The organism is Mariprofundus aestuarium (genome assembly GCF_002795805.1).
Lineage (GTDB): Bacteria > Pseudomonadota > Zetaproteobacteria > Mariprofundales > Mariprofundaceae > Mariprofundus > Mariprofundus aestuarium.
The window spans coordinates 1,339,273-1,351,571 of sequence record NZ_CP018799.1 but is presented as its reverse complement, the minus strand read 5'-3'; the positions used below and the strand labels follow the sequence as shown (position 1 = coordinate 1,351,571).

14 protein-coding genes and 1 tRNA gene are annotated in these 12,299 nt (G+C 52.4%); 6 read left to right on the top strand and 9 right to left on the bottom strand.

Annotated elements, in window-relative coordinates:
- Positions 1–169: 169 nt before the first annotated feature.
- Together Ga0123461_RS06625 and hisJ are read right to left on the bottom strand one after the other, a co-directional pair.
- Positions 170–928 (bottom strand): SDR family NAD(P)-dependent oxidoreductase, encoded by a 759-nt coding sequence (locus Ga0123461_RS06625; RefSeq protein WP_100277616.1) that lies wholly within the window; start codon positions 926–928, stop codon positions 170–172.
- Positions 929–1,756, bottom strand: a complete 828-nt coding sequence (gene hisJ / locus Ga0123461_RS06620; protein ID WP_232710057.1) for a histidinol-phosphatase HisJ — start codon at positions 1,754–1,756, stop codon at positions 929–931. It lies immediately after the preceding gene.
- A 458-nt stretch (positions 1,757–2,214) separates the two neighbouring features.
- Here hisJ and Ga0123461_RS12790 point away from each other — a divergent pair, with 458 nt between their 5' ends.
- The 4 genes from Ga0123461_RS12790 (at position 2,215) to Ga0123461_RS06600 (ending at position 6,364) form a co-directional block, all read left to right on the top strand.
- Positions 2,215–2,412 carry a PhoU domain-containing protein gene (locus Ga0123461_RS12790; protein ID WP_157819268.1) on the top strand — a complete coding sequence of 66 codons (198 nt, stop codon included), beginning with the start codon at positions 2,215–2,217 and terminating at the stop codon, positions 2,410–2,412.
- A 471-nt stretch (positions 2,413–2,883) separates the two neighbouring features.
- Positions 2,884–3,153: a DUF211 domain-containing protein gene (locus Ga0123461_RS06610; protein ID WP_100277613.1), complete on the top strand. Its 270-nt coding sequence runs from the start codon at positions 2,884–2,886 to the stop codon at positions 3,151–3,153.
- A gap of 6 nt (positions 3,154–3,159) precedes the next feature.
- Positions 3,160–3,744, top strand: coding sequence for a VIT1/CCC1 transporter family protein (locus Ga0123461_RS06605; protein WP_100277612.1), 585 nt, complete (start codon positions 3,160–3,162; stop codon positions 3,742–3,744).
- Position 3,745: 1 nt separating this feature from the next.
- Entirely contained in the window at positions 3,746–6,364 is a 2,619-nt protein-coding gene (locus tag Ga0123461_RS06600) for a cation-translocating P-type ATPase (protein WP_100277611.1), read from the top strand.
- Positions 6,365–6,556: 192 nt separating this feature from the next.
- Here Ga0123461_RS06600 and Ga0123461_RS06595 read toward each other — a convergent pair.
- Positions 6,557–6,632 (bottom strand) — tRNA-Lys (locus Ga0123461_RS06595).
- 188 nt (positions 6,633–6,820) lie between these two features.
- On the opposite strand from Ga0123461_RS06595, the gene Ga0123461_RS12355 reads away from it, so the two are divergent.
- Positions 6,821–6,973, top strand: a complete 153-nt coding sequence (locus Ga0123461_RS12355; RefSeq protein ID WP_157819267.1) for a hypothetical protein — start codon at positions 6,821–6,823, stop codon at positions 6,971–6,973.
- Positions 6,970–8,175, top strand: coding sequence for an SH3 domain-containing protein (locus Ga0123461_RS06590; RefSeq protein WP_100277610.1), 1,206 nt, complete (start codon positions 6,970–6,972; stop codon positions 8,173–8,175). The genes Ga0123461_RS12355 and Ga0123461_RS06590 overlap by 4 nt, the downstream gene beginning before the upstream one ends.
- Positions 8,176–8,458: 283 nt before the next feature.
- On the opposite strand, the gene Ga0123461_RS06585 is transcribed toward Ga0123461_RS06590, so the two are convergent.
- From Ga0123461_RS06585 to ruvB, 6 genes are all read right to left on the bottom strand, one after another.
- A complete protein-coding gene (locus Ga0123461_RS06585) occupies positions 8,459–8,878 on the bottom strand; it encodes a hypothetical protein (protein WP_100277609.1) in 420 nt (139 codons plus the stop codon).
- A 75-nt stretch (positions 8,879–8,953) separates the two neighbouring features.
- The gene (locus Ga0123461_RS06580) at positions 8,954–9,751 is read right to left on the bottom strand and encodes a TonB family protein (protein ID WP_100277608.1); all 798 of its coding nucleotides are present in this window, start codon (positions 9,749–9,751) and stop codon (positions 8,954–8,956) included.
- Positions 9,729–10,145 carry a protein TolR gene (gene tolR, locus Ga0123461_RS06575; RefSeq protein ID WP_100277607.1) on the bottom strand — a complete coding sequence of 139 codons (417 nt, stop codon included), beginning with the start codon at positions 10,143–10,145 and terminating at the stop codon, positions 9,729–9,731. Before tolR ends, Ga0123461_RS06580 begins: the two co-directional genes overlap by 23 nt.
- A 5-nt stretch (positions 10,146–10,150) precedes the next feature.
- Positions 10,151–10,840, bottom strand: a complete 690-nt coding sequence (gene tolQ / locus Ga0123461_RS06570; protein ID WP_100277606.1) for a protein TolQ — start codon at positions 10,838–10,840, stop codon at positions 10,151–10,153.
- Positions 10,837–11,268, bottom strand: coding sequence for a tol-pal system-associated acyl-CoA thioesterase (ybgC, locus tag Ga0123461_RS06565; RefSeq protein ID WP_269467104.1), 432 nt, complete (start codon positions 11,266–11,268; stop codon positions 10,837–10,839). Before ybgC ends, tolQ begins: the two co-directional genes overlap by 4 nt.
- On the bottom strand, positions 11,265–12,296 hold the full coding sequence (gene ruvB / locus Ga0123461_RS06560; protein ID WP_100277605.1) for a Holliday junction branch migration DNA helicase RuvB: 1,032 nt from the start codon (positions 12,294–12,296) through the stop codon (positions 11,265–11,267). The genes ybgC and ruvB overlap by 4 nt, the downstream gene beginning before the upstream one ends.
- Positions 12,297–12,299 lie beyond the last annotated feature (3 nt).

Sequence of the window (12,299 nt, the reverse complement as noted above, 5' to 3'; positions counted from 1 at the left end):
TCAAAACAATCGGCAGAACCAGTTGCGCGACATGTATGAATCTGAATACATCACTCAAACTTGTATCACTCCCCCCGGAGCGCAAAAAGGGGGCGCAATCTAGCGAAAGTAGAGAGAATTCTCCACCCTAATTGCAACCTTGAAATCCTCAGAGAAAAAATGGCTGCCATCAGGGTCGTAAATGCCCCTCCATGATTTTTATGGCCATTGAACGTGGTGTTATTTTTTGCAATAAAAACAGTAGTTTATGGCGCCATCCCGGCACGCAGAAGCCGCCGCCTTGTTCAAGCGTTTTAAGTGAGGCGTCAACAATCAGCGGGATCGGGGTTCGAAAGAAGCTTCCCGGTCCTGAAGGCATTCCGGAAACATCACGGAATCCTGTCGGCGATGGACCCGGTGCAAGGGTTACAATCCGCAGTTTGCCTGCCAGCTCGGCACGCAGCGATTCGCTCCAGTAGGTCAGGCCAGTTTTGGCGGCAGCATAGGTGCTCATGTAAGGAAGGGGTGCTTCGCCAGCCAGTGACGACACATTGATCACAAAGCCGCTGTTTCTAAGCAGACAGGGAAGCAGCGCATGGGTGATTGCGATTGGCGCATTCAGGTCGGTTTTGATCACATCGATCTGTGGCACGATACCGGTCCGCTCGAAGGAACCCCAGATGCCGAAACCTGCATTATTAACCAGCCCGACCAGCTGCTCATCGGCAAGCTCTTGAAGCAGAGTGGCGACACCTGTTTTGGCAGTCATATCCGCCTGCAGGAGCCTGTGGCGCTCTGGATATTTAAGGCTGTCCAGGGTCATCTGCAGGCGGGGGAGATCGCGCCCATGAAGGATCAGGCGGTAACCTTGCGGTTCTATCTGTTTCGCAAACTCAAGTCCGAAGCCGCCGGATGCTCCGGTTATAAGTACAGAAAGCTGTTTCTCCATCTATGCGGTACGCTGAATGGGTATCATGGTACGTTGCCTCTTTTTGAAGCTGGCGACTTCGGTAACACCGAATGATTCAAGCTGTGCAAGGCAGTCATCCATAGCGTGCCCGACTTCGACAGGAGAGTGGGCATCGGAGCCGAATGAGAAGGTTATACCGAGCTCTGCTGCCCGTTTTACAATTCTAGTTTGTGGATAAATCTCGCCTACAGGTTTGCGAAGTCCGGCTGAGCTGATCTCAAGCGTCACATCCGCTTTTTTCACCGCCTGCAACATCATTTCAATGGCGTCATTAACGGCTTTTGAATCGGATGGAGGGCGATGACCGAATTTCTTAATCAGGTCGGGGTGACCGATAATGTTGAAGAGGCCTGATTCGGCTGACTGCTGCACCAGTTTGAAATAGGCGCAATATGCATCCTCGATTTTCCAGGTATCCCATATCTGGATCGTATCCGGATTGTCGAAGCCCCAGTCGCCAATATAGTGCACGGAGCCGATCACATAGTCCCATGGGTGGGTTTCAATCATCTCCATGACGTAGGTTTCCGTGCCGGGGTGAAAATCAGCCTCAATCCCCAACCGAATAGTGAGCTGGTCCGCATACTTTTCACGGGCGTGTTCCACTTCGCGGATATAGTCATTCAACTCATGGTGCCCCATGCGCCACGCTTTATCGTAATCACCGGGCATCGGTGAGTGGTCGGACATGCCGAGCTCAGTTAGCCCTGCCTTCACTGCTGCATCAGCATATTCGGTGACGCAGCCAGTAGCGTGGTTACAGCGCGGTGTATGCATATGATAGTCGGGAACAGGACGGTAGCTCATGCGGCTATTGTAAAGCAGCAGCAGGATGCCGCAACGGGCAAAGAGAAAGGGGGCGATTGCTCGCCCCCTCTAATAAATGGGTTATTCATGGATTGTCATCATTCCGGTCATCTGCCGGATATATCAGTCATCTAATCACGAGGTACTCTTATATGAAAGATGAAACAACTCCGAAAATGGTAATTAGCGCCACAATTGCAATTAAAATAGCACGATCCTCTGTGCGAGGGGAGTGATCATGTGTTATTGGCATAGCGACCTCCGTGAGCCTGATATTGAACATATGAGTGTGTTTCTATCATGCACTTTGGCGGTAGATGTGATGCGGATCACAAATGATATGCATTGCTGTTACTTGGTTAATAAAGCTTATGGAAAGGCAAATTAGAGAAGAAAAAGAAAAGGGGTCTCGATCTCTCGAAGCCCCTCGTTAGGTTCTGTACCGCAATCGCCGCACCTTGGCTCTAGACATCAACCAGATAGAGCAGGACTTTGATGAGCTTGAGGCTAGATACCGCAAGAAGCATCTCATTAGACAAGCAAACGATACCGCCAGCCCATTGATCAATGCCCTCTACCCTAACGTACTGCAAGATCTCGAAAGGATCAGAGACCATGCCAATAACATCGCCGAGCAGGCTCTCAAGGGCAACTGATAGGTCGCTGTGTTATTTGCTTTGTACCAGAGGCATTCAGGGCCAGTTTGATAGTTCAATTCACTGGAGTATCCGAAGGCAGCTTAACTTAATAAGGCCGAGTGGCCGTGCAATCAGGGGCAATTTTTGGTCGACTATTGCCTGTGGCGCGACCGGCAAGGTGCGGCCAACTCCGGTTACTCGTTCGAGGCTCCCCGTGCCGGACAAAACAGGACACCATTGGAATGAGGAGGCTGTCTTCACCGAAAAGCTCTTTGGCAGGGGTTTTAAATGAGGGGATAAAGAATCCTAAACTCTGATTTTACTTATTGCTTCCCCTTCTGTTACTCATAGGGACATGCACTGTGTGCAAGCCCTAGATATCAGTCATGCAAGGGTGAAGGTGTATGCTATAATAATTATATGAATGGTCAAAAGTAGAAAGGCACTCTGTTCTGTTGTGCTCAAGCAGGGAGGCCTTGAGGGTTTGCTATGGAATCTGTTAAACGAGTAGTTCTGGATGTACTAAAGCCCCATCAACCCGATGCACTGGAGTTTTCCAAGGCCATCGCTGAAGTGGGCAGTGATTACCATGTAACTCTGACCGTGGTCGAGGTGGATAAAAACACCGAAACTCTTCAAGTTGAAATTGTGGGTAGTGCTATCGACTTTGAAGCGGTTCAGGCCGCTATTGCCACTCTGGGAGGTGCACTGCACAGCATCGATGAGGTGGAAGTGCAGAGTGAAAATGACACAGGGTAAATTCTTGTGATAGTTCTCGATCAGGTGAAGTTTCTTCTTCGAATCACCCGAACACGCGATATTGTGCGGCGCTATTTTGTGGTTAACGGCTTTGATGGTGCGCTCACGATGCTTGGGCTCATTGTAGGCTTCCTGATCAGCGCTTCCGAAAATCTGAGTATTATGATTAATGCATGCCTAGGGGCGGCCATTGCGCTTGGTATGAGTGGTATGAGTAGCGCCTATATGAGCGAAGCGGCAGAGCGAAAGAGGGCACTTGATAAACTTGAGGAGGCGATGGTCAGCGATCTCCAGGAGAGTTCTCATGGCAAGGCAGCACACTGGGTTCCACTGCTGGTTGCGCTTGTTAATGGCTCATCTCCGTTGTTGATCTCGCTGCTAATCCTCACACCACTATGGCTAGCGAATGCCGGCATAGAGTTGCCGCTATCACCGCTCCATCTAGCCATCATCGTAGCGTTGCTGCTGATCTTCCTGCTCGGCGTATTCCTTGGCCGCATTGCTGGCATCTCTTGGCTGCGTAGCGGCATCCAAACCCTGCTGGTTGCGCTGGTCACTGTGCTGCTGATCTATCTTATTGAAGGGGATTAGATTGGCGAAGACTTTCTGGCATGCCCTTGAGGCAGAGCAGGCACTGGCCAAGCTAGAATCCTTTCCGAATGGGCTAACATCGGAGGAGGTGCAGAAACGGCGGGCCCTGCATGGCCCCAACAGGTTGCCGGAGGCGCGTCACCGTACTTTGCTGGCCATACTGCTAGCGCAATTTTCCGATTTTATGATCGTGGTGCTTCTGGCTGCTGCAGTGATCTCAGGGTTTGTCGGCGAACCACAGGACACAATTGCCATCCTCGTCATCATCATACTCAATGCTATCATTGGTACGGTGCAGGAGTTCCGCGCTGAGAAGGCGGTAGTGGCACTGCGTGAGATGGCAGCTCCAGAGACGCAAGCTTTCCGCGATGGCAAGGCGGTTACGCTTGCCTCCTCAGACCTGGTTCCGGGCGACGTGGTACTGCTGGAGGCGGGCAACATCGTGCCGGCAGATCTCAGGCTGCTGGAGAGTGAAGAGCTGCAGACAGATGAGTCGGCGCTGACCGGCGAGTCGCATCCGGTCAGTAAACAGGTCAGTTCTCTGAAAAAGGGTGACCTGCCACTAGGGGATCGCCATAACACCGCCTTCAAGAGCACCCTGATTACTCGGGGGCGCGGCAGAGGCCTAGTTGTCGCAATCGGCCTGCAAACGGAGATCGGCCGTATCGCCGAACTGCTGCATCTCGAAAAAGGGGTCAAGACGCCCCTCCAGGAGCGGCTGGCCCGTTTTGGACGTTATCTGGCGCTGGGTGTGCTGGCGATCTGCGCAATTGTCTTTGTCGCAGGCATTTTGCAGGGGCAGCCTGCAATGTTGATGTTTCTCACTGCTGTGAGTCTTGCGGTGGCAGCGATTCCTGAAGCACTGCCGGCGGTCGTAACGATCTCACTGGCGCTTGGCGCGCGCAAACTTATCCGTCACAACGCGCTGGTGCGCAATCTACCGGCCGTGGAAACCCTCGGTTCTGTCACCTATATCTGCGCTGACAAGACCGGCACGCTGACTCAAAACCATATGAGTGCGGAGCTATTTCTTTGCGCCACAGAACGTCTTGAGGGCTTGCCAGGAAAAGCTTTCGGACGTGTATGGGGGGATCTGGGGGAGGCGCTGGCTCTCAATAACGACGTGGTCGAGAAGGATGGGGTGCCAGCAGGCGAGCCGACCGAACTAGCTCTGTTTGAAGCGGCACTTAAGGGCGGCTTCGACAAGTTCACGCTGGAAGTTGAGGTGCCCCGCCTCGCAGCAATTGCCTTTGACAGCAAACGCAAACAGATGACAACACTGCACCGCAGAGGTGGAGAAGGGGTCATCGCCTACATGAAAGGTGCACCCGAGCGGATTCTAGCCCAGTGTAGCAGGGCTGATGAGGGAGTTGAATTCGATGTCGGTACTCTGCTGGCCGATGCGGATCAACTGGCCGGCGAAGGATACCGGGTGCTTGCCTTTGCAAAGCGTGAGTTTAAAGCCCTACCGGAGCCGCTGGATGCCGAATCGATTGAAAAGGAGCTGGTGTTTCTGGGGCTCGTGGCGTTGATCGATCCGCCACGACCAGAGGTGCAGCAGGCCGTGGCTGACTGTCTGACAGCAGGCATCACCCCCGTAATGATCACTGGTGATCATCCCAGCACCGCCATGACTATTGCTCGACGTATGGGCATTACAGATGACAGGCAGGCCATCCTCAGCGGTGACAGCTTGGCCAGCATGGACGATGACGCCTTCGCCCGTGCTGTGGAGTCTGTGCGGGTCTATGCGCGGGTGTCTCCGGAGCAGAAGCTGCGTATTGTCAGGGCGCTTCAGGCCAATGGTGAGTTCGTCGCCATGACCGGAGATGGCGTCAATGATGCACCGGCGCTCAAGCGCGCCGGCATCGGCGTGTCAATGGGGAAAAAGGGGACCGATGTGGCGCGAGAGGCATCGGACATGGTGCTGCTTGACGACGATTTCGCCACGATCGTCACGGCGGTCAAGGCCGGGCGGCGCATCTTCGACAACATCCGCAAGTTCATCAAGGACACCATGAGCTCCAACTCTGGGGAGATCTGGACACTTTTCCTTGCCCCATTCCTTGGCCTGCCGATTCCGTTGCTGCCGATCCATATCCTCTGGATCAATCTCGTTACCGACGGGCTGCCTGGGCTTGCATTCACTGCCGAGCCTGCGGAGCGAGGTATTATGCAGCGCCCACCCCGTCCGCCGACTGAGAACATCTTCGCTCACGGCATGTGGCAGCATATCATTTGGGTAGGGTTGTTTGTCGGTGGCATCTCGATTGCCTCTCAGGCGTGGGCCATCGCGCGCGGTGTGGATTACTGGCAAACAGTGATCTTTACAGTACTCACCGTATCACAGCTTTTCCACTCGCTGGCCGTGCGTAGCGAGCGCGAGTCGATCTTCACTATCGGCTTGTTCAGCAACCTGCCGATGCTGGGGGCTGTGCTGCTAACGCTGCTGCTGCAGCTGGCTGTGATCTACACACCGGCCTTGAATGCTATTTTCCATACACAACCGCTGCCTCTGTTCGATCTGATTTTCTGCCTAGCTCTCTCATCACTGGTGCTGCTGGCGGTTGAGATTGAGAAGTGGCTAATTCGTCGAGGTCTGATCTATAGAAGCAAATAGTTGATATGCGGCTATATGTGGCGCAGATGCCGTTAGAGGGCTGAGCGGACCATCCCATTAGAATAGGCCGAAGCAGCTCGGAGTTCGTGCGATCTGGATGGGGTAGGGGGCCATCAGCTTTTTTTTAGTGTTGGTCGCTGCATATACAGCATAAAAAAAGGCACCTACGTTTCCGTAAGTGCCTGATTTATATGGTGCGCCCACTTGGACTCGAACCAAGGGCCCACGGATTAAAAGTCCGCTACTCTACCAACTGAGCTATAGGCGCATTGCTTGTCAGCGGCGCGAAGTGTGCGAATTTCAGCGGGCGTGTCAAACCCTTTTCTGCATCATTTGTCTGTATCGGGAGAAGAACCTCTCCAGATGCAACGCAAGCGAAGATGAGATGGCTATATCACTCCAATAGTGGCTGATCCGATATGAAAAAGCATAGAGCGCCACATTGGGAGAAACATGATGCCAGTAGCAATTGAGCAGATGGAGACCTTCACAGCTGTCGACCAACTGGCCGCCTGTTTGAATCAATATGTTCTGGATCACATTATTTCAGGCTCAATTCGGCAGTATCTGCGCAAAATCAGTAATCCTGCGGGAGAAGGTATTAAATGAGCGACAAGAATCATTCAGCAACGGAAGTTCAGCATAGTGGTGCAAACCTTCAGGAGCAATTGCACGCCATCATTAATCATGAGATGGAGGCTTTTGCCGATGTCGATAAGGTTGCCGAGGTAAGCGAGCTGCAGGCACAGGTTCGTCACTTTATGGATAACCTGCAGCAGAGTTTCGATAGCTATATCCTTGAGATCGAGAGGGAGAATGCACAGCAGGGTGAAGAACCTGTAGCAACGCAAGAGCGCGACCTTAGCGGTTTCGATGAATTGAATGTTGAGAAAAACACGAATGTGATGAATTTAGAAGAAGAGTTCCACACCTATGGCATCGAAAAGGCCAACGGCATTACTAATACCAAGCGCCCTGCCTCTTACACTGTGATTCAGAGCCTTATCGGATCTGCTATTGCAGTTTCATTGATGTGGGTGTTCTGGCCTGCAGCCGATCAGCAGGCCGTGGAAACAACCATGGTAAGTCAGGAGAAAAGGGTTGAGGCGATTCAGCCTGTTAAAGTCGGGAAAGCCACGGAGACATTGGCTAATGAACAAAAGGCCAAGACTGAGGCTGTTGCAGAAGCCAAGCCTGAGGCCGTTGCAGAAGCCAAGCCTGAGGCCGTTGCAGAAGCCAAACCTGAGGCTGTTGTAGAAGCCAAGCCTGAGGCTGTTGTAGAAGCCAAGCCTGAGGCCGTTGTAGAAGCCAAGCCTGAGACTGTTGTAGAAGCCAAGCCTGAGACTGTTGTAGAAGCCAAGCCTGAGACTGTTGTAGAAGCCAAGCCTGAGACTGTTGTAGAAGCCAAGCCTGAGACTGTTGTAGAGTCAGTAGTGCCAAAGGTTAAAGGCGAAAAAATCAAGGTAACTGCCCATTTCGGTAACGTAAGGAGTGCGCCAGATAACAGTGGCAAGGTGGTCTCCCGCCTCAAAAAGGGCGAGGTGGTTTACAAGCTGAAAGAGAGCGATGGTTGGTATCAGGTCAGGCTGGATGGAGAGGCAACCGCATGGGTACATAAATCCCTGTTTTCACCACGGCTGCAGGTGGGCGTAGATGTCGGAAACATTCGTAAGAACCCAACCGAGAAGGGAGAGATCGTTATCCGCCTGAAGAAGGGTGACTACGTGACCAAAGTGGGAGAAAAGAAGGACTGGTATCAAGTTAAGCTGGACACGGGTCTGACTGCATGGGCGCATCAATCAATTTTCTGATCCTGTTTCAGCCACAACCTGGATGTAAAAAGCCGCTCTTCATGGGCGGCTTTTTTTGTTCCGGTGTTTCAGGATGTTGAAAGGTTTGAACTAGAGGTTAGCTATATATGTTTCAGCCTTACTGTAATTAGGGAGCTTGTGAATGATTCGCGCCTGCCTGATGGCCGTGGAGTACATCCCTCGATTAAGCAGGTCACGAATTGTATCATCATGATCAAAGGGGCCTCTCATTGTTTTTTCACTGATTCTGTTTGTTGCACTTATCAGATTATCATAATCCATGTCATCGCGGAGATAGTAGGGGGTAAAAGGGCAGCGCTCCATCTGAGTGAATCAATGCAAGCCTGTAGCGCCTGCTGTCTGGCGCGATGCCTGAGTCAGCCTGCAGAAATGGCCTTTCGATACTTGAGAAGGGGATAACGCCGCCACGGCGGCGGCCCAACAGCCCCTGTTGCGACCAGAGTAGTTCCTGCTTATCAAAATCAAACTGCCAGCGGGACTTCACTGAGACTTGATTGGCGATGTAGAGCAGTAAGCCAGATATAAGCAGGAGGATAATGATTAGCATGGCTTGATTGGGCTGGTTGATAAGAAGACGAAGTAACAACAGTAGAGAAAACAGTCCGGCCACCCAGAGCAGTGAGATCATATCCCACTGAATATCTTCGATCGTCAGGCTCTGATCTGATTCGGAAACTTCCATTGCACCTCCGAAAATCCTCTACCTGCACTTAATATAGAACAAAATCGGCCACCCAGACAGGTGGGTTTTACCTGATTATTTAAGAGGGCGGAAGCGGAGTTTGTTATGTCGGAAATACTCGAACTGCTGTTTGGGGATCTGGAAAGGTGCAGCGGCCTGAATGGCACGGATCAGTGAAGCATCCATCATCTCATTACCAGAACTCTCAGCAATTTTTACTGAGACAACATCACCGTTGCGGGCAAGCTCCATTTCAACCAGCGGGTCATTCAATTTGCTGCTGCTGACAGGAACCTTCCACTGCTCCTGTACCGCCGCCTGCATCAGTGCGATATAGCGCTCGATCTCATTTTTCGAGAGTTGCTGGCCTGCGATATTGGCGATATCAGGGCGGGAAGTGGAGGCCTGATTGGTCGAGGCTGTTCTGTCGGTTGTTGAGCCGATCGGGGCGAAGGGGTCGAAATCTTTCTCTACCTTTTTCGCTACAGCTTTTTCAGCAGGTTTTGCTCTTTCCACAGGTTTCGGCTCAATCTTCTCTTTGGGTTTCGGTTTCTCGACCAGCTTCAGCACCGGAGCCTTCTTAATATCCACTTTCGGTTTTTCAGCAGCTTTTGGTTTGGGCGCCTGTTGTTTTACCGGGCGTGCCTTGCGTCGAGCCATCTGCTCTATCTCAGAAAGCTGTTTGGCCGAGATCATCATCACTTCTATTCGCTGAAGAGGCTCCTCTTGCTTCTGTCCATGCCAAAATGAGAGGACGACAATGATAATCAGGACAAGCAGATGCAGAAGCAGTGCATAAAGCAGATCCAGCCGGGTGAGATCTGCAGAGTGGTTGTCGGAGAGGCCTCTTTTAGCGGTGTGGCTCTGTAACAAGGCCAACCTTCCTGATGCCGGCAGTTTCCAGCAGGCTCATCACCTCGGCAACGCGACCATAGGGTGTTTTTGCATCCCCCCGGATGAATACCGGTAGTCCCGGCTTCTGCTCTCGCATAGCCTTAATGCGCGGTGCTAACTGCTTGATATCAACAGCTGTTTTCTGCATAAAAATATCACCATTGGCGCGAATAGTCACAACCAGTGGCTGGATGTTCTGCTGCATGGCAGGTGCATCGGCATCGGGAAGATCGACATTCACACCCTGCGTAAGCAGGGGTGCGGTTACCATGAAGATGATGAGAAGTACCAGCATTACGTCGACCAGTGGCGTGACATTGATCTCGCCCATCGGTTCGGAATCCTTACTCCATTTGCTCTGTCCGGCCCACATAACTCTTAGCCTTTCATGTGGCGTGAGATGATATTGAGAAACTCGGAGCTGAACTGCTCCATGTTTGCAGCCATGCGTTTAAGGTCTGCGGTAAACTTGTTGTAGGCAACCACCGCAGGGATGGCTGCAATCAGGCCGAACGCAGTCGCCACAAGTGCTTCAGCAATACCGGGAGCAACAGCGATCAGCGAGGTGTTTTTGGTAAGTGCTATGCTCTGGAATGCATTAACGATGCCCCAAACTGTGCCGAACAGGCCGATAAACGGGGATGTGGAGCCAACGGTCGCCAGAAAGGCAAGGTTGCGGGAGAGCTTTTCCATTTCACGAGAGAAGGCCGCATCAAGTGCGCGACGGATGCCATCCATGCCACCTGCAGCAACGATTTTACCCGCTTGCTCATGACTGGCATCGCGGTTCGCGCGCATGAACTCACGATAACCCGCCTGAAAGATGTTCGGCAGTGGCGAGTCGGCGTACTGCTGTGGAATGCCGGAGAGAATGGTATCCATATCAGTCCCGCCCCAGAAGTTTTGCGAAAACTGTTCTGCTTCATTGCGGGATTTGCGATAGAAGCGCCACTTATTGAAGATGATCGCCCAGGAAACGAACGAGAGCAGCATAAGCAGTAGAAGCACGCCCTGAACTACAAAGCCGGCATCCAGGATGAGGGTAAGAATCGACAGATCCTGATTCATGAGATCTCCTTTGGGGTTAAATGGTTGCGAAGAGGATATACAACAGGGGCAGGGATGCGTGCTGCTTTACCTTCGCGGCTGATACAGGCAAGGCTAATATCACCTGAGGTGAGCAGTGTTCTGTCACTTTTCCTGTAAATCTTCTGGTTGAAAGCAATGCGAGCACCGCGTATCAAAGTGAGGCTGCTTTCCACAGTCAACATATCGTTAAATAGCGCCGGCGCATGGTAGAGAAGGTGCGCCTCGGTAACGGCAAACATCACACCGAAATCTGCTTCAATGGTATCGAGCTCAAGGCCGGCAGAACGCAGGAACTCACTGCGCGCGCGCTCCATGAATTTAAGGTAATTGGCATAGTAGACAACACCTCCGTGATCGGTGTCCTCATAATAGACACGGATATCCATGCTTTCGGTGAAAGAGGTCACAGTAATGACTCCTGCTTGGCACTTCCGGGCAACTCGCGCTTGAGATGTGCGTAGGCAAGCGGTGTGGCTGTACGGCCGCGCGGGGTGCGGGCGATGAGTCCTTCCTGTAAAAGGTAGGGCTCTAGTACATCCTCGATGGTGTCGCGTTCCTCGGATATTGAGGCAGCCAGTGTATCCAGGCCAACCGGGCCACCGTTGTATTTATCAATAATCACAAACAGCAGGCGTCGATCCTGATGATCCAGCCCCAGATGGTCGACCTCCAGCCGCTTCAGTGATGAATCAGCGACAGCCTGATCGATGAGCCCCTGATGTTCGATTTCGGCAAAATCTCGAACGCGGCGCAGCAGGCGGTTGGCGATGCGTGGTGTGCCACGCGAACGTTTGGCAATCTCCATCGAGCCAACAGCGGCGGTATGAATTTTCAACAGGCTTGCTGAGCGGCTGACAATGCGTGCCAGCTGTTCATGTGTATAGAACTCAAGTCGTTCAATTACACCGAAACGATCGCGCAGTGGGTTGGTCAGAAGTCCTGCGCGGGTCGTGGCGCCAATCAAGGTGAAGCGGGGGATATCCATCTTGATCGAGCGGGCGGCTGGGCCCTGACCAATCACAATATCAAGCTGGAAATCCTCCATGGCCGGATAGAGAATCTCCTCCACCTGCGGGCTTAAACGATGAATTTCATCAATAAAAAGTACATCACCCTCTTCGATATTGGTCAGCATGGCGGCAAGGTCACCCGGCCGCTCAATGACCGGTCCGGAGGTGGCGCGGATGTTCACGCCCATCTCAGTGGCTATGATATTGGCCAGTGTGGTTTTACCCAGTCCCGGAGGCCCGTAGAGCAGCACATGATCCAGTGATTCGTTGCGTGCCTTGGCAGCTTGAATATAGATCTTCAGGTTGGCACGGATTTTTTCCTGACCTACATATTCGTCGAGGCTTTTGGGGCGCAGCGCTGCATCCCAGTTGTCAGTGGTGGTGGGAGCCCCATCAATCAGGCGCTCTTCGGAAACATTTTCCATATC